The following is a 26,326-nucleotide window of genomic DNA, read 5'->3' as shown; positions in this document are numbered from 1 at the left end:
CGGGCGCCGCTACGCGCGCAGCTCGGACGGCAGCACCCCGAATCGCTCCACGAAGTACTGGGCGAACCGGCCGGTGTGCGGGATCCCCACCTCCGCGGCGACCTCGCTCACGGAGCGCGGGGATCCCGCACCGCCGCCGGCGTCGCGGAGCAGGACCCAGGCCCGATCGAGCCGGGCGTCGCGCAGGTACTCCTGCGCCGTGCGGCCGAGATGCGCCTGGAACGCGAGCTGCAGTTGGCGGCTGCCGATGCCGACGACCTCGCCGAGACTCGCGAGCGACACCGGCTCCGAGAGGGTGCGGCGGAGGTGGCGCACCGCCTCCGCCAGGTACGCCGGCGGGGCCGACCACGGGGTGAGCTCCGAGTCCCGGTACGTCGTCCACATCGACAGCCCGACGACCAGGCTGTCGACGAGGGGCGAGGGGTCGCCATCCGGATCCGCCGCGAAGGTGCTCCACACGCGGCGAAGCGCCGGGCCCGCCGTCACCGGGATCGGCCGCGCCTGCGCCAGGTCCACGGCGAACTCTCGGTCGGCGCCGAAGCTCTCCTGCAGCAGCGCCGTGAGGGCCGATGCGTCGACGGCGCCGACGAGCGCACCCGCCGCGGGGTCCGGCACCATCACGGTGTCGGCACTCGCCGACAGCACGAACGGCGTGGTCATGCGCGTGTGACGCCCATCGACCGTGACGTCCATCGGCCCGAGCGGCACCACGAGCACCACCTGACCCCGCGTCGCGGGGGCGACCACCCGCACCGGGGTCGCGTACGCCACGTAGACGAGGGAGAGCACGTCGAAGCGGGCGCCGTTCACGGTGCCTCGCGGCGACCCCGGCGGCGCCCCCGGCGGCGTCGCGCCCTGCAAGCCCGAGCCCGCCAGCACCGCGTGGTCGTAGCCGGTCACCCCGTCGACGGCGTCCCGGAGCCTCCCCGCGCTCGCGGCGCGCGCGACGGGGAAGCCGGACAGCAGCGGGGCGGCCATGCTACTCGCGCGGCGTGCGCACGCCCATCCGCTCGAGGATCGGCATCACGTCGCGACCGAAGCTCGTCACCTCGGCGGTGTAGTCGACGAACGCCAGGGTCATGCCGTCGAACCCGGCGTCGCTGACCTCGCGGATCTGCTCGGCGACCTCCTCGGGAGTGCCGACGATCGGCAACGAGCCGTGCCCGGAGGCGAAGCGGGAGCGCATGGTCTGCAGCATCTCCGGAGTGAACGACTGGGCGTGCAGGCCCTGCAGCGACATCAGGTAGTCGACCGCGCCCCAGTCGGCGTGCTCGTCGGCGTAGTAGGCGAGGTAGTCCTCCGCCTCCGCCCGGGTGTCGCGGCACACGACATGACCGAGCGTGAGCACTCCCACGCCGCGGTTGTAGGTGCCGCGGGCCGCATCCTTCATCGATGTCACGATACCCGCTCCGGTCGCCGCATCGGGGATGATCGTGAAGGCGAAATCGGAGTAGTGGGCCGCGAAGTCGCGCCCCTGGGGCGAGGATCCCGCGTTGAGGATCGGCACCCGGCCACCGCGCGGCTTCGGCTCGGATTCCGAGTCCTTGAGCTGATAGAACCTGCCGTCGTACTGGAACTTGCCCTCGGAGCTCCAGGCCCGGTCGATGATGTCGAGCCACTCCGCCGCGAAGCCGTAGCGGTCGTCGTGGGCCTCGGGCATCGGGGCACCGAGCGCCTCGTACTCGGGGAGGTTCCAGCCGGCCACGACGTTGAGCCCGGCGCGGCCTCCCCCGCCGAGCTGGTCGAGCGTCGCGAGCTGTTTGGCGACCACCATCGGGTTGTTGAAGGCCGTGTGGATCGTGGAGAACACGTTGATCCTCCGCGTGCTGGCGAGGATGCCGGCGGCCCAGACGATGGGGTCGAGCACCGAGCCGTGGAAGTTCGTGTCGCCCTGGTAGCCGATGAAGCGTGCGATCGGGAGGAGGAAGTCGATCCCGGCGGCTTCGGCGGCGTGCGCGAGGGCGAGGTTGTCCTCCCAGCTGGCGCTCCAGCGGTCCGGGATCTTCGTGACCGCGAGGCCACCGGAGCAGTTCGGGGAGAATAGGCCGAGCTTGAAATCTTCGCCGTTGAGGATGTCGCGGATCATGGTGCTCATTTCTATGGGGAGGAGTGGTTCTGCGGGGAGGGGTGGTTCTGCGGGGAGGGGTGCAGCTCCGGGTGGATGATGGTGGTGGGGCGTCCGATCATGAGGTCGTGGTCGCCGACGATCAGACGCTGGTGCAGGCGGCAGTCGAAGCGGGTGCCGATCCCGGGGAACACGGGATCGCCGTGCTCGTTCCGCTCGAACGCGAGGCCCGCGAACTTGTCGCCCCCGCGCTGCGCGAAGACCGCGACGAGCGGGTGGTCGAGGGGTCGCTCGATGCGCGGCAGCACGTGCAGTGCGTAGGAGTCGACCGCGCGCCAGCCGTCGATCGCGGTCGAGCCGTGGTCGACCGCCCAGCTGATGAGCGGAGGGTCGAGTGACAGCGAGGCGAAGGAGTTGCAGACGAGCCCGATGGGCGCCCCCGATGGAGCGACGCCGGTAACGAGGCAGATGCCCGTCTGCCACTGACGCATCGCGGCTCTGAAGTCCTCGCGCACGGTGCTTGTCCCCTTTTCTCGACGCTGATGATCAGGTTGAGACAAGAGTGCACCGGGGCGGGCGAAACCGCCATCCGAAATACGAAGTGCGTGGGTGGGTGGTGGTGCGGGTGGGTGTGAGGGTGCCGCCGGTGAGCCGGCCTCAGTCACTCACTCCGGAGAACTCACACATGCTGGAGAGGATCCACCGGATCTCTCCTGCATGCGTGAAATCTCCGTCAGGTGTGGCGCCAGGCCAGGCGTGGCGCCACATCAGGAGGCGCCACGGCAAGTGTGGCGCCACCGAGGGGCGCGCCGCGCCCAGCGCGCCCGCTACGCCCCCGCGAAGAACGCGGTGGCCGCGCGCGCGAGTCCGTGCAGGTCGTCGAGGTGCGCCAGCTCGCGAGCGGAATGCATCGAGAGCAGCGGCACCCCCACATCGACGGTGCGGATCCCGATCCGCGTCGCCGTGAGCGGGCCGATGGTCGAGCCGCACGGCACGATGTTGTTCGACACGAACTCCTGCGTCTCCACGCCCGCCGCGTCGCACACCCGCCGCCACAGCGCGGCCCCGTGCGCGTCGCTCGCGTAGCGCTGGTTGGCGTTGACCTTCAGCATCGGGCCGCGACCGGCGAGCGGCCGCACCCGCGGGTCGTGCTTCTCGGGGTAGTTCGGGTGCACCGAGTGCCCGGCGTCGGCCGAGATGCACCACGAGTCCGACAGGCCGCGCGCGGCCTCATCGGCGGTCGCGCCGAGGCCGGACTGCAGGCGCCGCAGCACCTCCTCCAAAAATGGACCGCTCGCCCCGGAGCGCGAGTTCGAGCCGAGCTCCTCGTGATCGAAGGCCGCGAGCATCGCGATCGTGCCGGGGGCGGGCTCCGAGCCGAGCAGCGCCGCGAGCCCCGCGAAGGTCGAGCTCAGGTTGTCGAGGCGCGGCGACGCGAGGAATTCCTGACGCGCACCGATGCGTCCCGGCGGCTGCGTGTCGAAGAGCCGCACGTCGGCCCCGACGATGTCCTCGGCGGAAAGACCGCCAGCGGCGACCCCCTCGGCGCGTTCCGCACCCTCGGCGAGCAGCGTCAGCACCGACACCCCCTCGGCCGCGATGCCGAGCACGGGCTGCACGTGGCGCTGCCGGTCGAGCGTGAGGCCGGAGTTCGCCTCGCGATCCAGGTGGATGGCGAGCTGCGGGATCCGCGCGACGGCGCCGGTGCGCACGAGGTGCTCCCGGCCGTCCGCGGTGACGATCCGCCCCGCGAACCCGAGGTCGCGGTCGAGCCAGGAGTTGATGAGCGGGCCGCCGTAGATCTCGACCCCCGCCTGCGCCCAGCCGTCGGCCGTGAAATCGGGACGGGGCTTCAGCACGAAGCCCGGTGAGTCGGTGTGCGTGCCGAGGATCCGCACGGCACTCGTCGGCCCGACGTCGGCACCGGCGTGCCAGGCGATGATCGCCCCGTCGCGCACCACGAACCCGCGCGACCCCGCCGCAACGGGATCCCACGCGTCGGTCTCCCGGTGGGCCGTGTAGCCCGCGGCCTCGAGCGTTGCGGCGAGCGCAGCGGCCGCGTGGTACGAGCTCGGCGAGGCCGACACGAAGTCGGCGAACTCGCGCGTGTAGGTGTCCCGGTCCCCCAGCAGCCGCTGCACGTCGCTCATGCTCCGGCCGGTGCCTCGAACGCCACCGCGAACTCCGCGAGCAGGCGGGCGCCGAACCCGGTCGACCCGACCGAGCGCCACAGGTCGTCGCTCTCGGCCTGCATCGTCCCGGCGATGTCGAGGTGCCCCCAGGGCAGCCCGTCGACGAACTCGTTCAGGAAGAGACCCGCGAGGATCACGCCGGCGTACTGGCCGCCGATGTTCGAGAGGTCCGCGGTGTTCGACTTCAGCTGATCGCGGTAGCGGTGGTCGAGCGGGAATCGCCAGATGTTCTCGTCGGTCGTGTCCGCGGCGGCCTGCAGCTGTGCGGCGACCGAGTCGTTGTTCGCGAGCATCGCCGCCGTGCGGGTGCCGAGCGCCATCATCGCCGCTCCGGTGAGTGTGGCGATGTCGACGATCGCGTCGGGCCGCTGAGCTTCCTCGGTGGCGAGCACGAGTCCGTCGGCCATCACGAGACGGCCCTCGGCGTCGGTGTTCTTCACCTCGACGGTCTTGCCGCCGCGGATCGTGAGCACGTCGCCGAGCTTCGTCGCGCTGCCGGACGGCATGTTGTCGGTGCACATGAGCCAGCCGGTCACCGCGGTGGTCGAGCCGAGCTCGCGGAGGGCCGTCATCGACGAGAACACCGCCGCGGCGCCCATCATGTCGAACTTCATGGCCGCGTGCATCGCGTTCGAGGGCTTCAGGCTGATCCCGCCCGAGTCGTACATGATGCCCTTGCCGATGAGCGCGAGGTGGCCCTCAGCGTCGGCGGGGCGGTAGGAGACCTTGATCATGCGCGGCTCCTCGATGCTGCCCGCATTGACGCCGAGCAGACCGCCGCAGCCGAGCTCGATGAGCGCCGCGCGATCGAACACCTCGACCTCGAGCCCGAAGTCGGGGGCGACCCGCTCGATGACCTCGGCGAACTTCTCCGCGCTGAGGTGCCGCGGCGGGGTGTTCGCCAGGTCGCGGGCGATGCCGGCGGTGCGGGCGAGGATCACGGCGCGCTGCACGCCCTCGCGCGCGTCCGCGGCGTCCGCGTCGGACACGCCGAGCACGAGCGTCTCGAGGGCGACGGTCTTCGGTTCGCTCTTGAGCGCGTCGTAGCGGTACCGGGCGAGGAGCGCACCCTCGGTCGCGGCGAGCGACGCGTCTGCAGCCGAGAGCTCCGAGCCGATCACTCCGCTGAGATCGATCGCGAGCGCACTCGACTCGTGCGCGGCCCGCGTGAACGCGGCCACGGCGTCGCGCAGTGCGGCCGCCGATTCGAGGCCTCCGCCGATCCCGACCAGCACTCGCAGCGGCGCACCGGGCAGCAGCAGCGTCTGGTTCTTCGCGGCCGTGAAGCCGGCGGCGGCGAGCGCCTCGCGGCTCAGCTCAAGCTCCGGCAGGTCCCCCTCGCCGGAAACGAGGATCGCGCGCACGGGTGCGGCCTCGACCTCGGCGGCGGAGGCGACGCGCACGTCGGTCTCGCGGCCGAGAGAGGGGACGGGATCGAAGGCAGAATCAATCACAACAGTCATGCCTCCAGCCTAGCCACCCTCGCACCGGCGCGAGCCCGGAGACCGATGTGGCCACCCAGTTCCTTCGCGGGGTCACTTGTGCGGGGTTCCCGCACCGCAACACCCCGCACAAGTGACCCCGCAATGTCTGCTGCGTTACTCCACCGCCAGCGCGGCGACCGGCGACACCCGGATCGCGCGACGCGCGGGTGCCGCGGCCGCGCCGATCGCGAGCACCGCACCGAACGCCACGACCCCGACCAGGATCGGCCACGGGATCGTCGGGGCGACGATCCCGGCCTGCGACCCGAGCATCGACTGCGCCGCCGCCCAGCCGTAGAAGATCCCGAGCAGCAGCCCGAACCCCAGTGCCGCACCCGTCATCTGCGCGCTCTCGGCGATGACCATCGACCGCACCTGCGAGCCGGTGAACCCCAGCGCGCGGAGCAGGCCGAGCTCGCGCGTGCGCTGCAGCACGCCGAGCGAGAGGGTGTTGATCATGCCGACGGCGGCGATGACCGCGGAGAAGCCGATCAGCCCGGTGAAGATCGCGGTGGTGATGCTGAGCGTCTCATCGAGCGCCGCGGCCATCGCTGGGTCCGCATCGAACGCGATCAGGGTCATCGTGCGGTAGCTGTCGAGCGCCACCGCGAACATCGTGACGAGGGTCACCCCGATCACGAGGCCGATGGTGGCGCGCGAGCTCCGCTCGGGGAACCGCACGGCGTTCGCCGCGGCCAACCGTGCGGTGGGGCTCCCGCCGAGCATCCGCCCCGTGAGCCGCAGCAGCGGCGGCATGATGAGGTGCGCGCCGAGGGCGATGCCGGTGAACGAGAGCAGACCGCCGACGAACGCCACCAACAGCGCGAGCGGCGTGACGAGGCCGAGCACGATCCCGAGCGCCAACACGGCCGAACCGGAGATGAGCAGCAGCAGAGCCCACACGGTGCGCGCGGTGCGGCCGCGCGCCGCTTCGGGCCGCAGCTCGACCGCGGCGCCGGTCGCCGCGATCGGCGAGACCCCGGCGACACGGCGCGATCCCGCCCACGCGGCGAGCCAGGTCGTGAGCACCACGATCGCGAGCGCCACAAGGGCGAGCGGATCGAACAGCGGGTAGGCGCGGCCGGCCGGCAGCCACCCCTGCGCCGGTCCGAGCGTCACCGCGAGCGCGCAGAGCCCGACGGCGAGCGCGCCCCCGAGCAGCGCGCCGAGCGCGCCCACGACGAGCCCCTCCGCCGCGACCCGCGCACGCACGCGGGCCGACGTCGCGCCCACGAGCCGCAGCAGCGCGATGGTGCGCGTGCGCCCGGCGATGATCGTGGCGAAGGTGTTGGCCGTGACGATCGCCCCGACGTAGAGCGCGATCAGGATGAACACGAGCGACACCATGAGCAGCATGACGCGGAACGTGCCGGATGCTTCGATCAGCTCGGGATCCATCGCGGTCGACAGGATCCCGGTGAACAGGATGAGCGCCGCCGCGAAGAGGGACGCGATCGTCGAAACGACCAGCGTGGCGCCGTGCTCCCGCAGGGTGCCGCTCACGCCTGCACCCGCTCGAGCTGCAGCATCACGGACGAGATCTCCTCGGGACGCATCGCGCCGTGGTCGGCGACGATGCGGCCGTCGGCGAGGAAGAGGATGCGATCCGCGTGGCTCGCCGCGATCGGGTCGTGGGTCACCATCGCGATGCTCTGCCCCGAGGTCTCCACCGCGGACCGGAGCAGCCCGAGCACCTCGCGTCCGGTGCGCGAGTCAAGTGCTCCGGTCGGCTCGTCGGCGAAGATCACATCGGGCCGGGTGGCGAGCGCCCGCGCGATGGCGACACGCTGCTGCTGCCCGCCCGAGAGTTCGTGAGGGCGGTGGCGCACCCGATCCTGCAGGCCGAGCCGGGCGAGCAGCGCGTCGATCCGGCGCTGCTCCTCGGCGGTCGGCGCGGAGCCGTCGAGCTGGAACGGCAGCAGGATATTGCCGCGCACGTCGAGGGTCGGGATCAGGTTGAACGCCTGGAACACGAACCCGATGCGGCGGCGGCGCAGCTTCGTGAGCGCCGCGTCGCCGAGCCCGGTGATCTCGTCGTCGCCGAGCCACACCCGCCCCTCGCTCGGGGTGTCGAGCCCCGCCATCACGTGCATCAGGGTCGACTTGCCCGAGCCCGACGGCCCCATGATCGCGGTGAACTGGCCGCGCCGGATCCCGATCGAGACGTCGTCGAGCGCGGTGACCCGCCGCTCCCCGTCGCCGTAGTACTTGCCGAGTTGCGCCACGCGCGCAACGAGCCCCATATCGCTGGTCTGAATCTCCATGCTTCGACAGTAGGTTTCGGGTCGGGGGTTCGGGATCGCCCCCGGGTACCGAGGGTATGGCCCCGGGGTACCACGGTTCCCGTGTGCCTCTCGAGCCGCCTCCGGGGTCACTTGTGTGGGGTGTGAGAGCCCGCGTACCCCACACAAGTGACCCCGAAACGTCGGTCTGGGACACGCAGAGCTGAGCAGCGCAGAGCAGAGCACCGATCCCAAACTGTATCCGCGGGAATACAGTTTGCGCCCGGCCCGTTGCACCCGGCATGAGAGCATTCGGATTCCTGTCCTTCGGGCACTACGGCCCCGTCCCGGGTTCGCGCGTGCGCACCGCCGGCGACATGCTGCGCCAGACCATCGAGCTTGCGGAGGGCGCCGACGAGATCGGCGTGAACGGCGCCTACGTGCGCGTGCACCACTTCGCCCGCCAGGCGGCGTCGCCGATCCCGCTGCTGACCGCGATGGCGGCCCGCACGAAGCGGATCGAGGTCGGCACCGGCGTCATCGACATGCGGTACGAGAACCCGCTGTACCTCGCCGAGGAGGCGGCCGCGCTCGACCTCATCTCCGACGGCCGACTCGCGCTCGGCGTGAGCCGGGGATCACCCGAGACCGCGCTCCGCGGCTACGAGGCCTTCGGGTACACGGGCTCGAACGACCCGCGTGGCGCCGACATCGCCCGCGATAAGTTCGAGCTGTTCATGCAGGCCATCGACGGCGAGGCGCTCGTCGAGAGCGATCCGCAGATGGCACCCCCGGGCCGCCTCGCGATCGAGCCGCGCTCCGCGACCCTGCGCGACCACATCTGGTGGGGCGCCGGATCCCGCCCCTCTGCCGAGCAGGTGGGCCGGATGGGCCTCAACCTCATGAGCTCGACCCTGCTGACCGAGGCGACGGGCGAGCCGCTCGATGTGCTGCAACGGGACCAGATCGACCGCTTCCGTGCGGCGTACCGCGCCGCCGGACACACCGGATCGCCGCGCGTCTCGGTGAGTCGCAGCGTGTTCCCGATCGTGACGGCCGAGGACGAGGCGTACTTCGGGATCCGGTCGCGCGAGAGCCAGGACCAGATCGGGATCATCGACGGTCACCGCTCCACGTTCGGCAAGACCTACGCGGACACCCCCGACAAGCTCGTCGAGCAGTTGCTCGCGGATGAAGCGGTGATGGCCGCCGACACGCTCATGCTCACGATCCCGAACCAGCTCGGCCCCGAGTACAACCTGCACGTGCTGCAGGCGTTCGCGGAGCACGTGGCGCCGGCGCTCGGCTGGAAGCCGAACACGGAGGGCCCGGTGCAGGGGGACGCGATCGCGTAACGGCGAGGCCGGGCTCGCGGGTCACTCGGCGGCGCCGATCCCGCGCGCCCGAAGCTGCGCGACGAGCACCGCATCGTCCGCCGAACTGAAGACGAAGGTCGTGAGCGTCGGACCGATCGTCCGCACAACGGTGGCGCTTCGTCCGCGGCGCGCGCACCACCAACTGCGCTCACCGCTGCGCTGAAAGTACCCCGCGAGAATCGACACGATGTCGAGGCCCGCGATCCGGAGTCCCGCAGGGACCTCCGTGAGCGGTCGATCCGACACCCGCACGTCCGTGATCTCCGCGAGCGGAATGCGCCGTCGTCGGCAGAAACTCCAGACCTTCCAGATGCCGCGCGGGGAGACGGTGAGGGCCTCGTCGCTGATGCTCGCGGCCACGAGAGCCCGGACGCGCGCGCCGGATCCGGTCCGGCCTCGATCTACGGCGCCCACCTACGAGCCCCCGCAATCCGGGAAGTACAGGTGGCAGGTCTCGATGGGCACCTGATTCACGGCGAACCCGACGGCGATCCCCGCTGCCACGAGCACGAGCGGGACGGGGATCGTCCAGGGGTGGAGGCGTCGCGCCGCCACTACGGTCGCCCCGATGCCGACGAGCACGGCGAACCCGAACAGGCCCCACGCGACGGCTCGGGCGATCGCCGCCTCGCCCGGATCCGGCCCGATCTCGAGTACCAGCGTGCCGCGCACGAGGTGCTCGCCGCCCATCCGCACGGCCGGCACCGCGAGCAGTGCCGCGATGAACGCGGCGAGGCAGAGCACGACGAACCCGGTGATCGCCCCGGCGGATGCGGCAGCCCCGGTGAATCCTGGGGACCCCGCAGGCACAGCACTTCCCGCTCCCCCGCGGTCGCGCGGTTGCACTCCTGCCTGCACCGATCCGCCCTCTCGTCGATCCCGTCACACCCAACCTACTCGTGACGCGGGCCCGCGCCACCCGGCGGCACCCAGCACCCAGCACCCAGCACCCAGCACCAGCCACCCACCATCAGCCACCCCCCACCCGCCGCCCGCGGCTCTCCCCGATGCACCACAAACCTGAGCAACAGCTGTTGCTGAAAGGCACAACCGACTGGCACCGCGCCGGGCAGGAGAGGAGACTGGAGGTGACCCTCGTGCTGAGGTCGCGAGGGCGATCGACGAAACGAAGGGATCGACATGAAAGCCGTGCAGTACCGCGAAATTGGCAAGGGACCCGAGGTCGTTGAGATCGAGACTCCGGAGCCCGGCCCCGGCCAGATCCGGCTGCGGGTGACCGCCGCAGGGCTCTGCCACTCCGACTGGTTCGTGATGGATCTGCCCGCGGAGGCGTACACCTACGGCCTGCCGCTCACGCTCGGCCACGAGGGCGCCGGGATCGTCGACAAGCTCGGCGACGGCGTCGAGGGCATCGAGCTCGGCGGCTCGTACGCGATCTACGGCCCGTGGGGCTGCGGGCTCTGCCACGCGTGCGCCCAGGGCCAGGAGAACTACTGCACCCGCGCCGCGGAGCTCGGAATCCAGCCTCCCGGTCTCGGCGCCCCCGGCGCGATGGCCGAGTACGTGATCGTCGACGACAAGCGTCACCTCGTGCCGCTCGGCGACCTCGACCCGGTCGAGGTCGTCTCGCTCACCGACGCCGGACTCACGCCGTACCACGCGATCGTCGCGGCAAAGGATCACCTGCGCGCGGGATCGACCGCCGTGGTGCTCGGCGTCGGCGGCCTCGGCCACGTGGGCGTGCAGATCATCCGCGCGATCTCGGGCGCGACCGTGATCGCGGTCGACACGAGCGACGAGAAGCTGGCCCTCGCGAAGGAGGTCGGCGCGCACCACACCGTGGTCTCCGGGCCCGACGCCGCCGCGCAGATCCGCGAGCTCACCGGCGGCCAGGGCGCGGAGGCCGTCTTCGACTTCGCCGGCGTGCAGCCCACCATCGACATCGCACGCGAGGTCGTCGCCGTGAACGGCAATATCCACATCGTCGGGATCGGCGGCGGACTGCTGCCGACCGGCTTCTTCTCGACCCCCTTCGGCGCCTCCGTGCGCGCACCGTATTGGGGCAGCCGTTCCGAGCTGATGGAGGTGCTCGACCTCGCCCGCGTCGGCGCGGTCGACGTGCACGTCGAGCGGTACGGGATCGACGACGCCCCCGACGCCTACGCGCGTCTGCACCACGGTGAGGTGCGCGGTCGCGCAGTCGTGATTCCGTAGGTCACGGGATCGTTCGCGGGGGTCCGGAGCCGGGGGACGGCGCCGGGCCCCCGCGCCGCATCACGGGCGCTGCGCCTCATAGGCCTCGCTGAGCGCCGGGTAGTACTGGTCGAAGTTCGGCTGCTCCGTGCCCTCCGTCGCCGCCACGAGCAGGTCGAGGTAGTACTCCCAACCCGGCCCGATGTCGCCGACGTTCTCGGCGGAGTCGAGGTGGTGCACGAAGCGCAGCAGGGAGTCGTCCTCGCCGTCCGCCTCGAGGTGCAGTTCGAGCTCCCACCCGTCGTCGTTGGTGGTGGTGACGAGTTCGAGCCGGTGCGGTGCCTCGCAGGCGATGATCTGCGCGCGCACCGGCGGACCGTCGGCCTCGAACGCCATGCGGATCCTCACGCTCCCACCGGCGCGGCCGTCACCGTCCCAGGCACCGAACCACTCCGCCGTGCGCTCGGAGACGGTCAGGTACTCCCAGGCCTCGTCGATCGGCAGCGCGAGGGATCGCACCAGCACCAGGTCGACGCCCTTCGGGGTCGGGATCACACGCCCGGTCGCTTCGGTGGTCATGACTGCTCCCTCACTTCGGGGCGGACACCGCCCGCCGCTGGATCCAGCGTACTGGCGTCGCAGCGTAGGATCTCCCCATGCCTCAGCTTCTCGAGATCGCCGCGGGCCCGGTGCGACTCGATGACGCTCGGCGCGGCACCACACGATCGGTCGACCTGCAGTCGTATCGCATCGGCGCATTCCCCGTCACCACCGCGGAGTACACGGTCCGGGCGCACGGCCATTTCGACGGCGACAGCAACAGCAACAGCAACAGCAACAGCGCATTGCCGGATGCGGACGAGCTTCCGGTGGCGGGAGTGCGCTGGATCGACGCGATCACCTGGTGCAACGCCGCCTCGATCGCCGCCGGCTTCGAGCCGGCCTACGCACTCGACGAGGGAACGGTCACCTGGAGGCTCCATGCCGCGGGGTTCCGGCTCCCGACGGAGGCCGAGTGGGTGCGAGCGTGCCGGGCCGGCACCGACGGTGCGCGCTACGGCGAGCTCGATCAGATCGCCTGGAGCGCGGCCGACGAGATCACCGGCCCGCAACCGGTCGGCCGCAAGAACCCGAACGCATTCGGGCTGCACGACACCCTCGGCAACGTGTGGGAGTGGTGCTGGGATCGACTCGACCCCGCGCGGTACGGCGACTACCGGGTGCTCAAGGGCGGCGGATGGGCGGACCCCGAGTGGAGCTGCCGAGCGGGTGTGCGGCGCGGCGATGCCCCCGACGCACGCCTCGAAGATACCGGGTTCCGGATCGCCCAGGGAGCGCCCGGCCCGGAGGGGCAGGGGTGGTCCGAGGCCGAGGATCGTCGCCGAGCGGCCACTCCGGGGCCCCGCCCGGTGGGGTGGACACCGCTGGCTTCGGCGTAGCGCCAAACCCCAGGATCGCCGCGTCTGCCCGCAGGCGGGCACCGAGGCCGGGCGCCGCGGGCCTTGCACGCTGCGCCCGAACCTGCGTACACTCGACCCCGTGAAGATCTGACGCAGTTGATGCTCCGCGCCCGAGGCGCCGATCCTGCGTGTTCACATCTGTGCGAGGCACTGCCGTCTTCCGGCTGGCCGCACCTGCACCACGTCGGCACGGCACGCCCCGCGGAGTCCTCCTTCAGTTCTCCGAAAGGCGGCTCCCATGCCCGCACCAGCGACCCATCCCACCACCCACCACGCCGCCCACCACTCCGTCGCCCCCGACCTCACCGCGGCCGCGCGGGTCGCGCGCTCCGGCGAGCAGCGCTCCATGGGCCTCGGTCACCTGATCGTCGACGGGGTCTCCCAGAGTTTCGGCGATCGTCGGGTGCTCAGCGACATCTCGTTCACGGCGGCGCCCGGCGACCGCATCGGGCTCATCGGCGAGAACGGGACCGGCAAGTCGACCCTGCTGCGCATCCTCGCGGGTGACGCGGGTCCGGATCCGCTCGTCCCCGACGCCGGCCGGGTGCGGCACCCGGGCTCCGTCGCGATCCTCGCCCAGGAACTGCCGTATCCCGACGGCACGCCCATCGCGCGGGTGCTCGACGACGCGCAGCGGGGATCCCGCACGGCACTCGAGCGCATCGAGCACCTCGGTGCCGCATTCGCTGAACACCCGGATGACCCCGAGCTGGCCGATGCCTACGCCGCGGCACTCGAGGCGGCCGACCGGGACGAGGCCTGGTCCGCCGAGGCCCGGCGCGGGGACATGCTCATCGGGCTCGGGCTGCGCGGGATCCCGGAGGGCACACTCATCGGCGAGCTGTCGGGCGGCCAGCGGCTGCGTCTCGCGCTCGCGGCCGTACTCCTCGAGCACCCGTTCACCCTGCTGCTCGACGAGCCGTCGAACCACCTCGACGACGCCTCGGCGGCATACCTCGAACGTGTGCTGGCCGGCTGGCCCGGGGTGGTCATCGTCGCGAGCCACGATCGTGCGCTCCTCGACGCGGTGACGACCCGGATCCTGGATCTCGACCCGCTGCCGATCGCGGCGCGCACGCTGGCGGACGCGGCGGCGCCGGTCGCCGAGAATACTGATCTGACGGAGCGCACCGGGCCCACGGAGCGCACCAGACTGACGGAGCGCACCGCGCAGACGGAGAACGCCGCGCAAACCGACGATCCCGGCTCCGGGCTCGGGGTGCGGGTCTGGGGCGTCGGCTACTCCGCCGCCCGTGACGCCCGTCGAGCCGAGCTGCAGCGCTGGCGGGAGCGCTACGCGACGGAGTCCGAGGAGCGCGAGGCGCTGGTGCACGAGATCGAGGTCGGATCGCGCGAGGTGAACAGAAAGCACGAGTCGAAGTCCGAGTCGCGGATCACCCGCAAGTTCTACGCCGACAAGGACGCCCGGGTGACCTCGCGACGCGCCCGCAACGCCCGGGTCCGACTGGAGGTGCTCGAGCGCGATCGCGTGCGGCGCCCACCCGAGCCGCTCCGTTTCCGCGGATTCCCGGGCGAACCGGGAGGCGCGCCTCTGACCGACGCGCACCTGCGCGACGTGCCCGTGCTCACTGCGGAACGTGTTGCTCTGACGGATCGGCTCACCACGACGAGCCTCGAGCTCGACCGTCGCGGCAGGATCATGCTGACGGGCCCGAACGGGGCCGGGAAGTCGACGCTGCTCGCGATCCTCGCCGGTGAGCTCACCCCGTCGAGCGGAGCGGTGACCCGCGACGGGCGGATCGGATACCTCCCGCAGGAGGTGACGTTCGATGCTCCGGCCCGCTCGGCCGCGGAGACCTACCGCAGGCTCGTCGGCCCCGAGGCAGCCGATGCCAGGCCCCTCGCCTCGACGGGTCTGCTCGCCCCGCGGGATCTCGAGCGCGCGGTGGGCGCGCTGAGCGTCGGACAGCGGCGGAGGCTCGCACTCGCGGCGCTGGTCGCCGATCCGCCACCGATCCTGCTGCTCGACGAGCCCACGAATCACTTATCGCTCACACTGGTCGAGGAGCTCGAGACCGCACTGCGAGCGTTCGATGGCGCCGTGATCATCGCGACGCACGACCGCTGGCTCCGGTCGCAGTGGACGGGCGAGATCCTGCCGCTGTGATCGATCGGAGTTCGCCGACACGAACTCCGACGAGCGCCCCGGCGAGGTGCAACTCGGGCTTCTCCCTCTCCGCCGAACCTTGCTAGCGTTGCGGTTTGCCGACGGGTGTCGGCGCACCACCGCACGATCCGCGAGAACCGCCAGACCCGCAGGAGCCGCCATGAGCGACGTCAACATCGCCAACCCCCACGAGTACGATCACCGCCACGCCGACGTCTCCTCGGGCTGGCTCCGGGCGAGTGTGTTCGGGGCGATGGACGGGCTCGTCTCGAACCTCGGACTCATCGCGGGGATCGCCGCGGCGGGCGCGGCGCCGGGGATCGTGGCCATCACCGGCATCTCGGGTCTCATCGCCGGCGCGATCTCGATGGCGCTCGGCGAGTTCACCTCCGTGCGCACGGCGAACGAGCAGCTCGACGCCGAGGTCCGGGTGGAGCGGGAGGCGCACGACCGCAACCCCGAGGGAGAGCGCGCCGAGCTCACGCAGCTCTTCGAGCGCCTCGGCATGGACACGGAGATCGCGCGCACGGCCGCCGGCCAGGTGCACGCCGACAGCGAGCAGGCCGTCAAGGTGCACCTCTCCCACGAGCTCGGGCTCAGCCCGGAGGAGAAGCCGTCTCCGTGGGTCGCCGCGTTCTCCTCGCTGCTGTCGTTCGGGATCGGCGCGGTGATCCCGATCCTGCCGTTCATCTTCGGCTTCGGCACGCTCGCGTGGGGTCTCGCGCTCGGCGGCGTCGGGCTGCTGATCGCCGGCGGGCTCGCCGCACGCGTCACGCGCCGCAACTGGCTCGCCGGAGCCACCCGGCAGTTGCTCTTCGGCGGGGTGGCCGTCGCCGTCACCTACACGATCGGCATGCTGCTCGGGGTCTCCGCGATCGGCTAGCCGGCAGCCCGTAGACTCGATGGGTGCCCAGTCCCGAATTCGTCGATGCCGTGCTCGCGACCGTCGCGCGCATCCCGCCCGGGCGCGTCATGACCTACGGCGACGTCGGGATCGCGATCGGCTCCGAGGCCCCTCGGGCCGTCGGCCGGGTGATGGCACTCTACGGGCACGGCACGCACTGGTGGCGGGTCGTTCCGGCGAGCGGTCAGCCGCCGCAGGGGCACGAGGTGCTCGCGCTGCCGCACTACCTCGAGGAGGGCACGCCGCTCCGCGGAGAGCCCCGACCCGGCGAGTACCGCATCGCGCTGTCGAGTGCGCGGCTGCCCTACACCCACGAGATCTACGCGGAGGTCGCGCTGTGACTGAGACGACACCCGACCCCACCCACGCGGAGACCCCGGCCCTGCGCCTCGGGTTCGCGCGCGGCATCGCCCCGAGCAAGTGGGCCGAGCGCTGGCGAGTGGTGCAGCCCGGGATCCCGCTCGAGCTCGTGCCGCTCAACCTGACCTTCGCGGGGCCGAAGCGTCCCGAGGACTACGACGTGGTCATCGAGCGCGTCGCCCCCGGCCAGCGCCCCGCCGGCACGGTGGAGGTGGCCGGCGCGGCCGCGCCGGACCGGCACGCGATCCGCCTCTACACCGAGGCCATCGCCCTGGTCGTGCCGCGCGACCACGAGCTCGCCGAGCAGGAGCAGGTCGCCCCGTCGGACCTCTCGCTCGTGACGCTGCTCGATCACCCCGATCACTCCCCCGAGTGGCCCACGGCCGAGCCCTGGCAGGATCCCGACTGGATGCCGCGCAACGCGCTGGCGGCGCTCGAGCTCGTCGCTGCGGGATCCGGCGCGATCCTGCTGCCCCAGCTGCTCGCGCGGCACATCGGCGACAAGCGACGGCACGCGGTGCTGCGCGTGGTGGGCGAGCCCCCGCTCGCGGGCAGCACGGTCTGGGCGAGTTGGGCGGTCGAGCGCGATGCCGCCGACGTGCAGCAGCTCATCGGGGTGATGCGGGGCCGCACCGCGCGCAGCTCCCGGCCGGCGGCGGACGGGGATCCCGCACAGACGCCTGATGCGCGGCAGGCCTCGCAGAAGGCCGCGCAGCAGAAGTCGGCTCAGCAGAAGTCGGCGAAGTCGGCGAAGCTCAAGGCGAACTCCCGCGGCGCGCAGCTCGCGGCAGCCCGGGAGAAGATCGAGCGGGCGAAGGCCGAGAAGCGCAAGGCCGCGCGCCGCAAGCGCCGCTAGCCGGGCTCTACAGCGCCGACGCCGCCACGTCGAACGTGCCGCACGAGGTCGGCCCGTTCTCGTACCCGGTCATGAACCAGCGCTGGCGCTGCTCCGACGTGCCGTGCGTGAACCGCTCGGGATCGACGCCGACGCCCGCGGACTCCATGATGTGGTCGTCGCCGACCGTGCCGGCGGCATCCATCGCGTCGGCGATCTCGGCCTGGGTCACCGGCTTCAGGAACGGCACCCCGCTGTCATCGGTCACGGTCTGCGCGCTCTGCACCCATGCGCCCGCGAAGCAGTCGGCCTGCAGTTCGAGACGCACCGATCCCGAAGCCGGGCCGGTCTCGCGGCCGACACTCTGCAGCGATCCGATGAGGTTCGAGACGTGGTGCCCCCACTCGTGGGCGAGCACGTACATCTGGGCGAGGGATCCGCCGCTGGCGCCGTAGTCGCTCCGGAGCGTCTCGAAGAACGCGACGTCGATGTAGATCGACTCGTCGGACGGGCAGTAGAAGGGGCCGGTAGCGGAGGAGGCCGCACCGCAGCCCGACTGGGTCTGGCCGGAGAAGAGCACAACGTCGGCGGGCCCGCGGTAGTTGCCCACCTGCGTCGACCAGTACCGCTCAAGCGAATCGCTCGCGGCGGCCATGCGGCATTCCGTGTCCTCGTTCGCGTCCGCGCCCGTCTCGCACCCCGTCAGTGCGACCTCCTGGCCCGCGTCGCCCGAGCTTCCGCCGCCCACGAGCTGCTCCACCACGGGCTGGAACGGGGCGAGGTTCACGCCGAGGATCTGCGACCCGATCAGCAGGAGAAGCGCGATCCCGATGCCGCCGCCCGCGATCGCTCCGCCGCGCCGGCCACCGCTGCGCTTGGACACCTTGCCGGTGTCCACCCGCACGTTGTCGTTGAAGGTCATGGTGCACTCCTCGGGGTGACGGCGACACACACGATCGCTGCTTCCATAGTAGGGGTGCGTGCTAGCCGAGCGCGGCTCGAGCAGCGACGAACGCCGCGACGCAAGCCCGGATCTGCGCCTCGGTGTGCGCCGCCGAGAGCTGCACCCGGATGCGCGCGGTGCCGTGCGGGACCACCGGATAGCTGAAGGCCGCGACGAAGATCCCCCGCTCCTGCAGCTCCGCCGCCATGCGCGCGGTCAGGCCCGCGTCGCCGAACATCACCGGCACGATCGGGTGCTGCCCGGGCAGCAGCGTGAACCCCTCCGCCGCCATCAGCTCGCGGAACCGCTCCGCGTTGTGCCGCAGGCGATCCCGCGCATCCTCGGCCTGCGCGACGAGGTCGAGCGCGGCCAGCGTGCCCGCGACGAGCGCCGGGGTGAGCGAGTTCGAGAAGAGGTAGGGCCGCGAGCGCTGGCGGAGCAGCGCCACCACCTCACTGCGCCCTGAGACGTACCCGCCCGCCGCGCCGCCGAGCGCCTTGCCGAACGTGCCGGTCAGGATGTCCACGCGATCCGCCACGCCGCAGAGCTCCGGGGTCCCGCGGCCGTGCTCCCCGAGGAACCCGACGGCGTGGGAGTCGTCGACGAACACGAGGGCGCCGTGTCGATCCGCGAGGTCGCAGATCTCGGCCAGCGGCGCGATCGAGCCGTCCATCGAGAACACGCCGTCCGTCACGATCACACGGAATCGCGCATCGGACGCCTCGACAAGCCGCGCCTCGAGATCCGCGAGGTCCCGGTTCGCGTACCGAACCCTCCGCGCCTTCGACAGCCGGATCCCATCAATGATCGAGGCATGGTTGAGCGCGTCGGAGATGATCGCGTCCTCAGCACCGAACAGCGTCTCGAACACCCCGCCGTTCGCGTCGAAGCACGAGGAGTAGAGGATCGAATCCTCGGTGCCCAGGAACGCCGACAGCCGGGTTTCGAGGTCGCGGTGCAGCTGCTGGGTGCCGCAGATGAAGCGCACGCTCGCCATGCCGTACCCCCACTCGTCCAGTGCGCGATGCGCCGCGGCGACGATCGTGGACTCGTCCGCGAACCCCAGGTAGTTGTTCGCGCAGAAGTTGAGCATGCGCGCGCCGTCGACCTCGACCTCGACGCCCTGCGCCCCGACGATCTCGCGCTCGGACTTCAGGAGACCGGACGCCTGAATCTCCGTGAGTTCAGATTCGAGATGTGCCCGGAAGGCCGCGCGGCTCACAGTGCGGTCCAATCCAGGATGATCTTGCCGGTGGCGCCGGATCGCGCGGCGGCGAACCCTGCCTCCCACTCGCGCGCCGGCAAGGTCTGGGCGATCACCGACGAGATGCGCTCCCGCAGCGTCTCGCTCGTCTGGAGCATGCTGGCCATCGCGTTCCACGTCTCGAACATCTCGCGTCCGTAGATGCCCGAGAGCGTGAGCATGTGCGTCACCACCTTGCTCCAGTCGATCGGGTACGGCTCCGCGGACAGCCCGAGCATCGCGATCCTCCCGCCGTGATTCATGTTCTCGATCATCTCCGGCAGCGCGCCGGGCGCCCCGCTCATCTCGAAACCGATGTCGAACCCCTCCCGCAGGCAGAGCGTCTCCTGCGATCGACTGATCCGCTCCCTGGAGACATCGACAGCATCATTCGCGCCCATGTCCGCGGCGAGCGCGAGCCGTGCCGGGCTGACGTCGGTGGCGACGATGTACCGCGCTCCGACGTGGCGAGCGACCGCGATCGACATCAGCCCGATCGGACCGCAGCCGCTCACGAGCACGTCCTCCCCGACCAGCGGGAAGGCGAGCGCCGTGTGCACGGCATTGCCGAGCGGATCGAAGATCGCGCCGAGCTCGGGGGCGATCTCATGCGAGTGCACCCACACGTTGCTCGCGGGGATCGCCAGCAGTTCGGCGAACGCACCGTCCCGCTGCAGTCCCAGCCCGATCGTCCGGATGCACATCTGGCGACGTCCCGCTCGGCAGTTCCGGCAGGTGCCGCACACGATGTGTCCCTCTCCCGAGACCCGATCGCCGACTCGGACGTCGCGCACGCCGTCCCCCACCTCGACCACCTCGCCGAAGAACTCGTGACCGGGAACGAGCGGGGCGCGAACGGCGCCCGCGGCCCAGTCGTCCCACGCGTAGATGTGCAGATCGGTGCCGCAGATGCCGGTGCGGAGCACACGTACCACGACCTCGTCGGCACGGCACTCGGGGTCGGGCACCTCGGACAACGTGAACCCTGGTTCGGATCGTGACTTCAGCAGCGCTTGCATGTGACCATTCCGCCATCTTTCTGGATTGAGAACAACCGGCAAGAACTTCAACATTGGTTAAGCTAAGGCTTAATTAGGGAGCACCATGGAACTTCGGCAGCTCGAGATCTTGCGCGAACTCGGGGCACTCGGCAGTGTGACCGCGGTGGCCGCCGCGCTCCACGTCACTCCGAGCGCGGTGTCCCAGCAGTTGTCGGCGCTGCAGCGGGAGTTCCAGGCGCCCCTCACCCAGCGGCGTGGCCGCAACCTGAGCCTCACGAACGCCGGGCTCGCCCTGTCTCGCGCGGGGGTCGACGTGATCGATGCCATCGCGGCTGCGCGGCACGCCGTGGAGGTGTTCGAGGCCGTGCCGAGCGGCACCGTCCGCCTCTGCGGGTTCCACAGCGCCGCACAGGCGCTCTTCGGGCCGGTGATCACGGAACTCCGCACGCTCGAGGACGCTCCGAAGCTCCACCTCGCCGACGAGGACGTCGCGCAGGAGGGCTTCCCGCAGCTCGCCGCCCGCTACGACCTGGTGCTCGCGCACCGTCTGGCGCACAGCGCCCCGTGGCCGTCGGACGACCTGCAGGTGATCCCGCTCGTGCAAGAGCCGCTCGACGTCGCCCTGCCCATCGGCCATCCCCTCGCCCGTCGCGCCGAGCTGGCTCCCGCCGACGTCGCCGGAGAGCGCTGGGTCACGAGTCGCGAGGGGTTCTCCCCCGACGATCTGGTCGGTGCGATCGCGGCGGTCACCGACCGTTCGATCGAGGTCGTGCACCGCGTCAACGACTATGGCTCAGTGGCGTCGGTGATCGCGTCAGGCGACGCGATCGGCATGGTGCCGCGCTACACCGTCGGATCGGCGCACGCCGGCCTCGTGCTGCGACCCCTGACCGGCATCACGGCGAGCCGCCGCATCGACCTGCTGACCCGACCGGAGAACCTGCACCGGCAGTCGGTGCAGACCGTCATCGCGGCCCTCCGCTTCGTGATGGCGCGACTTGTCGAGGCGACCGAACTCCCCCCGCCCCGCCCCGAGTGAACGCAATGCACCCCTGTGTCGTGTGGGGAGGTTGCATTGCGTTCACTCGCCCGGGGGAGGCGCAGCTCAAGAGGCGGGGCTCAAGAGACCTGGCGAGTCTGCGCGAAACGACCTTCGGCGAAGCGATCCGTCGCGCGGATCAGCGCGTCGACGATCCCCGGCTCGCTCGCCGCGTGACCCGCGTCCGGGATCATCTCGAGGTGCGCCTCGGGCCAGGCCCGGTGCAGGTCCCACGCCGTCCGCGCGGGTGTGCAGGCGTCGTAGCGACCCTGCACGATCACCCCGGGGATTCCGCTGAGCGTCGCGGCAGCGTCCCGAATCAACTGACCCTCCTCGAGCCAGCCGCCGTGGGTGAAGTAGTGGTTTTCGATACGGGCGAACGCCACCGCGGCTGCCTCATCCGCGCGCGCCTCGGCGATGCCGTCCTGATCCGGGATCAGTCGGATCGTCGAGTTCTCCCACACCGTCCAGGCTACTCCGGCCGGCACGTGCACCGCCGGGTCCGGGTCGAAGAGTCGGCGGTGGTAGGCGGCGACGAGATCCCCGCGCTCGGCCTCGGCGATCACGCCCAGGTACTCCTCCCACACATCCGGGAAGAGGTGCGACGCGCCCTCCTGATAGAACCAGTCGATCTCGCTCTGCCGCAGGGTGAAGATCCCGCGCAGCACGAGCTCCGCCGCCCGGCTCGGGTGCGTCTGCGCGTACGCGAGGGCGAGCGTCGATCCCCACGAGCCGCCGAACACCTGCCAGCGCTCGATCCCGAGGTGCGCGCGGAGTCGCTCGATGTCGGCGACGAGGTGCCACGTCGTGTTCGCCGAGAGATCGGCGTCGGGGTCGCTCGCGTGCGGCAGGCTGCGCCCGCACCCCCGCTGATCGAAGAGGACGATGCGGTAGCGCTCGGGGTCGAAGTAGCGGCGATGGTCGACGCTGCAGCCGCCGCCGGGGCCGCCGTGCAGGAAGACGACCGGCTTGCCCGTCGGGGTGCCGCAGACCTCCCAGTACACGCGCTGCCCGTCCCCGACATCGAGCATGCCGGAATCGTGCGGTTCGATCGGGGATACAGCGTTCGCAGCTCAGTCATGCGTCCACTGTATCCCCGCGTCGCACGAGGATCGGGGCCGGGGCCGGGACCAGGGCCGGGGTCAGGATCGGGCGCGCGCCCGCAGCTCCTTCTCGTGGATCGGCCACGTGCCGGCGGCACGCTGGGCCTCGACGTACGCCTGCGCCTCCGCCTGCCGCTCGGCCTCGATCCCGGTGGCGATCTCGGCGCGGAGCAGCTCCGGGGTGAACCCGAACGCAACGACGAGATCGAGGGCGTGCTCGCGGAGCCGGCCGATCAACCGGTCGATGTACGCCGTCACGGCTTCGGCGCGCTGGCCCGAGATCCGGCCCTGCACGAGGTACCAGGCGGCGTTGGTCTCGATGAGACCGAGGCCGAACAGGTCGCGCAGCCAGGTGAGCACCTGCCGCGTCGGCTCGTCGGTGATCCGCTCGATCGCGTCGGTGAAGGACTCCCACTGCAGGAGCTCGCCGTGGGCGCGAGCGGCCGCGATGAGCTTGTGCTGCTGGGCGTTGAAGGCCGCCTCGTTCGCGATGGCCCGTGCCCGCGCATCGCTCTTCGGCACGTCCTTCGTCGCGTCGCGCAGCGCGAGTGCGATTTCCGAGATCATCGTCTCGACCCGATCGGTGAGGAGCGCACGCTGCGACTCCGGGTTTCGCACGCTCTCCACCGAGCGCGCCACCTGACCGAGATCGGCGATGCTCTGGCCGACCTGCCGGAGACCGAAGCGGCTCACGCGGTCGCCGAGCTGGCTCGCCGCCGCCTTCGCGAGGGTGGCGCGATCCGCGTTCTTGAACTGCGCCGCGTAGTCCGTGAGCAGTCGCTTGCCGACGAGCTGGAGCAGGACGTTGTTGTCACCCTCGAAGGTGACGTAGATGTCGAGATCCGCGCGCAGGCCGGTCAGGCGGTTCTTCGCCATGAACCCTGCGCCGCCGCAGGCTTCGCGCGCTTCCTGCAGCGTGTCGAGCGCTGCCCAGGTCGACAGCGGCTTCAGCGCGGCGGCGAGCGTCTCCAAGTCTTCCCGGTTCTCTGGAGTGTCGCCGACACCGGAGAACACTTCGTCGAACAGAGTGAGCAGCCGCTCGTCGGCGAACGCCATCGCGTAGCTCTGCGCGAGCCGTGGGATCAGCCGGCGCTGGTGCTGGCCGTAGTCGAGCAGCACCGTCTCGCGACCCGATGCGCCGGGGAACTGCCGCCGCTCGCTGCCGTAGCGGATCGCGATGGCGAGCGCCGCCTGCATGGCGCGCACGGAGGCTCCGTCGAGCGATACTCGCCCCTGGACGAGCGTGCCGATCATCGTGAAGAAGCGGCGGCCGGGGCTCTCGATGTCCGAGGTGTAGGTCCCGTCGGCGGCGACGTCGCCGTAGCGGTTCAGCAGGTTCGTGCGCGGGATCCGGACGTGGCTGAAGTGCAGCCGGCCGTTGTCGATCCCGTTCAGACCGCCCTTGACCCCGTCGTCCTCGCTCCCGACGCCGGGCATCATGTCGCCGGCCGGGGTGCGGATCGGCACGAAGAAGGCGTGCACGCCGTGGTTCACACCCGCCGTGATGAGCTGCGCGAACACGACGGCCGCCTGCCCGTGTAGGGCCGCGTTGCCGAGGTAGTCCTTCCAGGCGCCGGTGAAGGGCGTGTGGATCTCGAACTCCTCGGTGTCGGGATCGTAGGTCGCGGTGGTCCCGATCGAGGCGACGTCGGAGCCGTGGCCGATCTCGGTCATCGCGAAGGCCCCGGGAAGCGTGAGGTTCATGACGTCCGGTAGCCAGCGCTCGTGGTGCTCGCGCGTGCCGAGGTGCAGGATCGCGGCTCCGAAGAGCCCCCACTGCACACCGCTCTTGATCTGCAGCGACGGATCGGCGAGCACCAGCTCCTGGAACGCGGCGATGTTGCCGCCGTGGTTGTCGGAGCCGCCGAGATCAGTCGGGTAGGCGCGCTGGATCGCACCCGCCTCGACCAGCAGACCGAGCTGCTCGAAGACCCGGTTGCGATGCTCCGCCATGGTCTGGCCCGGGATCGTGTGCAGTCGGGGGTCCTCGGCGGTCGCGCGCGCCTCCAGGCGCTCCTGCTTCCACCGACCGAGGAGCGCGTCGCCGACGGCCTCGACATCAATGCGTGCGTCGCGTGCGGCGGCGGAGGTCTGCGCAACGGTGGTGTCGGTCATCAAGACTCCTTTGTGACGGGACATCTCGGCGCAGCGTCGCTGTCCGAGTGATGCTGCCAGCGTAAGTGGCACCGCGGACACCGGCAATCACTCGACCGACTCCCCACAACGCACCCCGGGACGCTCCCGGGAGCACGTTGTCGAACCCCTCCAATAGCGACCCTGGTTTTCTGGAGGTCGCCCCAAACAGCGGGAGCCTTACCGCTCGAGCCGCTGGCCCGGCACGAAGTCGCCGAAGCTCACCGGCGTGACACCGGCGTGCTCCAGGAGTTCTCGCGTCCGCTGCTGACGCGTGCGCGGGATCACGGTGATCACCTGGCCGCTCTTGCCCGCCCGCCCGGTGCGGCCCGCACGGTGCAGGTAGGTCTTGTAGTCGTCCGGCGGATCCGCCTGCACGACCAGGTCGACATCGTCGACGTGCAGCCCCCGCGCCGCGACATCGGTGGCCACGAGCACGGCCGCCTTGCCTTCGGCGAATCGCGCGAGGTTGCGCTCGCGCTTCGACTGCGTGAGGTCGCCGTGGAGGGCGATCGCCCGGACACCCGCATCGGCGAGCAGCTCTGAGAGCCGCTCCGCGGATGCGCGGGTGCGGCAGAACACCATGATACGCCCGCGACGCGAGACGAGCTGAGTCAGCACGGCGTCTTTGTCCTCGCGCATGACCACCAGGACCCGGTGCGATGATTCACCCCGGCGAGCCTCCTCCGCCTCGTGCGCGGCGGGCGAGCGGAGGAACTCCGCGATGAGCGCGGAGACCCCGCTGTCGAGCGTGGCCGAGAACAGCAGGCGCTGCCCGCGGCGGTCGGTCTCGCGCAGGATCCGCTGCACCGGTTCCAGGAATCCGAGATCGCACATGTGGTCCGCCTCGTCGAGCACGGTCACCACCACCTCGCGCAGATCCAGCTTCCGGCGGGTGATGAGATCCTGCACCCGACCCGGAGTCCCGATGACGATGTCGACGCCGCGCTCCAGCGCGTGCAGCTGCGGGTCGATGGGCACTCCCCCGACGAACTGCCCGGTGTAGAACCCGACGGATCGGGCGATCGGCTGCACCGTGCGGTCGATCTGGAGGGCCAACTCCCGCGTCGGGGCGAGGATCAGCGCCTTCGGTTTGCGCGCCACCCGTCGCGGGGCACGCTCACCGCGACGGGGTTTCGCGGCCTTCGCGGCCGGATCCGACGCGAACGCGCCGTCGGCCTTCAGCTTCAGGAGCCGCTCGACGAGGGCCGCTCCGAACGCGATCGTCTTGCCCGAGCCGGTGCGCGCACGACCCAGCACGTCACGCCCACGGAGCGTGTCGGGAATGGTCGCCGCCTGAATCGGGAACGGCGTCGTCGCTCCGAGTTCGGTGAGCGTGCGCACGATGTTGCCGCCCAGTCCGAGATCCGCGAAGTCGAGCCCGGCGACATCCGCCGCGGTGGTGAGCTGGGTGTCGAGCCGCTCAAGCACCACGTCTGCCGCGGGGGCCGGGCGCGGAGACCGCGGGGCGCGCTGCTGCGTCGAGTCGTTCGACTTCGGGGTACCGGACCGGGATGTCCGAGATGTCCCGTCACCCGACTGGGGCGCCCGGGATTTCGGGGATCCCGCGTCCGAGCGATCCGGCTTCGGGGCATCGCGCGGCCCGAAGCGCTTGGGCTTGCGCCCGCGCGACGGCTCGTAGTTTCCGGGGGCCTTGAACCCGCCTCGGCGCTTCTGTGCCACG

The 26,326-nt window shown here is 71.1% G+C and carries 24 protein-coding genes; 8 read left to right on the top strand and 16 right to left on the bottom strand.

Features of this window, described 5'->3' with window-relative positions; all coding sequences use genetic code 11:
- Window positions 1–9: 9 nt before the first annotated feature.
- The 7 genes from MUN76_RS13465 to MUN76_RS13435 all read right to left on the bottom strand — a co-directional run bounded on the left by MUN76_RS13465 (window position 10) and on the right by MUN76_RS13435 (window position 8,005).
- Complete coding sequence (locus MUN76_RS13465) at window positions 10–978, bottom strand: AraC family transcriptional regulator (protein ID WP_244685352.1); 969 nt, start codon at window positions 976–978, stop codon at window positions 10–12.
- Window position 979: 1 nt separating this feature from the next.
- Entirely contained in the window at window positions 980–2,086 is a 1,107-nt protein-coding gene (locus tag MUN76_RS13460; protein WP_244685350.1) for an LLM class flavin-dependent oxidoreductase, read from the bottom strand.
- Between the two features lie 11 nt (window positions 2,087–2,097).
- The gene (locus MUN76_RS13455) at window positions 2,098–2,556 is read right to left on the bottom strand and encodes a flavin reductase family protein (RefSeq protein ID WP_244685348.1); all 459 of its coding nucleotides are present in this window, start codon (window positions 2,554–2,556) and stop codon (window positions 2,098–2,100) included.
- A 336-nt stretch (window positions 2,557–2,892) separates the two neighbouring features.
- On the bottom strand, window positions 2,893–4,215 hold the full coding sequence (locus MUN76_RS13450; protein WP_244685346.1) for a M18 family aminopeptidase: 1,323 nt from the start codon (window positions 4,213–4,215) through the stop codon (window positions 2,893–2,895).
- A complete protein-coding gene (locus tag MUN76_RS13445; protein ID WP_244685344.1) occupies window positions 4,212–5,720 on the bottom strand; it encodes a leucyl aminopeptidase family protein in 1,509 nt (502 codons plus the stop codon). The genes MUN76_RS13450 and MUN76_RS13445 overlap by 4 nt, the downstream gene beginning before the upstream one ends.
- Window positions 5,721–5,855: 135 nt before the next feature.
- Entirely contained in the window at window positions 5,856–7,244 is a 1,389-nt protein-coding gene (locus tag MUN76_RS13440; RefSeq protein WP_244685343.1) for an ABC transporter permease, read from the bottom strand.
- Window positions 7,241–8,005, bottom strand: coding sequence for an ABC transporter ATP-binding protein (locus MUN76_RS13435; protein WP_244685342.1), 765 nt, complete (start codon window positions 8,003–8,005; stop codon window positions 7,241–7,243). The genes MUN76_RS13440 and MUN76_RS13435 overlap by 4 nt, the downstream gene beginning before the upstream one ends.
- Before the next feature lie 260 nt (window positions 8,006–8,265).
- On the opposite strand from MUN76_RS13435, the gene MUN76_RS13430 reads away from it, so the two are divergent.
- Window positions 8,266–9,318 carry an LLM class flavin-dependent oxidoreductase gene (locus MUN76_RS13430; RefSeq protein ID WP_244685341.1) on the top strand — a complete coding sequence of 351 codons (1,053 nt, stop codon included), beginning with the start codon at window positions 8,266–8,268 and terminating at the stop codon, window positions 9,316–9,318.
- A gap of 21 nt (window positions 9,319–9,339) precedes the next feature.
- On the opposite strand, the gene MUN76_RS13425 is transcribed toward MUN76_RS13430, so the two are convergent.
- Both MUN76_RS13425 and MUN76_RS13420 read right to left on the bottom strand, forming a co-directional pair.
- Window positions 9,340–9,753 (bottom strand): hypothetical protein, encoded by a 414-nt coding sequence (locus MUN76_RS13425; protein WP_244685340.1) that lies wholly within the window; start codon window positions 9,751–9,753, stop codon window positions 9,340–9,342.
- On the bottom strand, window positions 9,754–10,149 hold the full coding sequence (locus MUN76_RS13420; protein WP_244685339.1) for a hypothetical protein: 396 nt from the start codon (window positions 10,147–10,149) through the stop codon (window positions 9,754–9,756).
- A 330-nt stretch (window positions 10,150–10,479) separates the two neighbouring features.
- On the opposite strand from MUN76_RS13420, the gene MUN76_RS13415 reads away from it, so the two are divergent.
- Window positions 10,480–11,514 carry an NAD(P)-dependent alcohol dehydrogenase gene (locus MUN76_RS13415; protein WP_244685338.1) on the top strand — a complete coding sequence of 345 codons (1,035 nt, stop codon included), beginning with the start codon at window positions 10,480–10,482 and terminating at the stop codon, window positions 11,512–11,514.
- Between the two features lie 60 nt (window positions 11,515–11,574).
- On the opposite strand, the gene MUN76_RS13410 is transcribed toward MUN76_RS13415, so the two are convergent.
- A complete protein-coding gene (locus tag MUN76_RS13410; protein WP_244685337.1) occupies window positions 11,575–12,072 on the bottom strand; it encodes an SRPBCC family protein in 498 nt (165 codons plus the stop codon).
- Between the two features lie 77 nt (window positions 12,073–12,149).
- Here MUN76_RS13410 and MUN76_RS13405 point away from each other — a divergent pair, with 77 nt between their 5' ends.
- The 5 genes from MUN76_RS13405 to MUN76_RS13385 all read left to right on the top strand — a co-directional run bounded on the left by MUN76_RS13405 (window position 12,150) and on the right by MUN76_RS13385 (window position 17,201).
- Complete coding sequence (locus MUN76_RS13405; RefSeq protein WP_244685336.1) at window positions 12,150–12,932, top strand: formylglycine-generating enzyme family protein; 783 nt, start codon at window positions 12,150–12,152, stop codon at window positions 12,930–12,932.
- Window positions 12,933–13,191: 259 nt separating this feature from the next.
- Window positions 13,192–15,081 carry an ABC-F family ATP-binding cassette domain-containing protein gene (locus MUN76_RS13400; protein WP_244685334.1) on the top strand — a complete coding sequence of 630 codons (1,890 nt, stop codon included), beginning with the start codon at window positions 13,192–13,194 and terminating at the stop codon, window positions 15,079–15,081.
- A gap of 160 nt (window positions 15,082–15,241) precedes the next feature.
- Window positions 15,242–15,964, top strand: a complete 723-nt coding sequence (locus MUN76_RS13395) for a VIT1/CCC1 transporter family protein (protein WP_244685332.1) — start codon at window positions 15,242–15,244, stop codon at window positions 15,962–15,964.
- Between the two features lie 23 nt (window positions 15,965–15,987).
- Entirely contained in the window at window positions 15,988–16,326 is a 339-nt protein-coding gene (locus tag MUN76_RS13390) for an MGMT family protein (RefSeq protein WP_244685330.1), read from the top strand.
- Window positions 16,323–17,201: a LysR substrate-binding domain-containing protein gene (locus MUN76_RS13385; protein WP_244685328.1), complete on the top strand. Its 879-nt coding sequence runs from the start codon at window positions 16,323–16,325 to the stop codon at window positions 17,199–17,201. Before MUN76_RS13390 ends, MUN76_RS13385 begins: the two co-directional genes overlap by 4 nt.
- Before the next feature lie 7 nt (window positions 17,202–17,208).
- On the opposite strand, the gene ypfJ is transcribed toward MUN76_RS13385, so the two are convergent.
- The 3 genes from ypfJ to tdh form a co-directional block, all read right to left on the bottom strand.
- Window positions 17,209–18,102, bottom strand: a complete 894-nt coding sequence (ypfJ, locus tag MUN76_RS13380; protein ID WP_244685327.1) for a KPN_02809 family neutral zinc metallopeptidase — start codon at window positions 18,100–18,102, stop codon at window positions 17,209–17,211.
- Between the two features lie 61 nt (window positions 18,103–18,163).
- The gene (locus MUN76_RS13375; protein WP_244685325.1) at window positions 18,164–19,345 is read right to left on the bottom strand and encodes a glycine C-acetyltransferase; all 1,182 of its coding nucleotides are present in this window, start codon (window positions 19,343–19,345) and stop codon (window positions 18,164–18,166) included.
- Entirely contained in the window at window positions 19,342–20,385 is a 1,044-nt protein-coding gene (gene tdh, locus MUN76_RS13370; protein ID WP_244685323.1) for an L-threonine 3-dehydrogenase, read from the bottom strand. Before tdh ends, MUN76_RS13375 begins: the two co-directional genes overlap by 4 nt.
- 85 nt (window positions 20,386–20,470) lie before the next feature.
- Between tdh and MUN76_RS13365 the strand changes: the two genes are divergently transcribed.
- Entirely contained in the window at window positions 20,471–21,406 is a 936-nt protein-coding gene (locus MUN76_RS13365) for a LysR family transcriptional regulator (protein ID WP_244685321.1), read from the top strand.
- Window positions 21,407–21,486: 80 nt separating this feature from the next.
- On the opposite strand, the gene pip is transcribed toward MUN76_RS13365, so the two are convergent.
- From pip to MUN76_RS13350, 3 genes are all read right to left on the bottom strand, one after another.
- Window positions 21,487–22,437, bottom strand: coding sequence for a prolyl aminopeptidase (gene pip / locus MUN76_RS13360; RefSeq protein WP_244685319.1), 951 nt, complete (start codon window positions 22,435–22,437; stop codon window positions 21,487–21,489).
- A gap of 111 nt (window positions 22,438–22,548) precedes the next feature.
- Window positions 22,549–24,624: an acyl-CoA dehydrogenase family protein gene (locus MUN76_RS13355; protein ID WP_244685317.1), complete on the bottom strand. Its 2,076-nt coding sequence runs from the start codon at window positions 24,622–24,624 to the stop codon at window positions 22,549–22,551.
- A 198-nt stretch (window positions 24,625–24,822) separates the two neighbouring features.
- The gene (locus MUN76_RS13350) at window positions 24,823–26,325 is read right to left on the bottom strand and encodes a DEAD/DEAH box helicase (RefSeq protein ID WP_244685315.1); all 1,503 of its coding nucleotides are present in this window, start codon (window positions 26,323–26,325) and stop codon (window positions 24,823–24,825) included.
- Window position 26,326 lies beyond the last annotated feature (1 nt).

This window comes from Leucobacter rhizosphaerae (genome assembly GCF_022919175.1).
In the GTDB taxonomy this organism is placed as follows: Bacteria; Actinomycetota; Actinomycetes; order Actinomycetales; family Microbacteriaceae; genus Leucobacter; species Leucobacter rhizosphaerae.
Note: the sequence above shows the minus strand (reverse complement) of the source record. Positions and strands in the feature narration are given on the sequence as shown.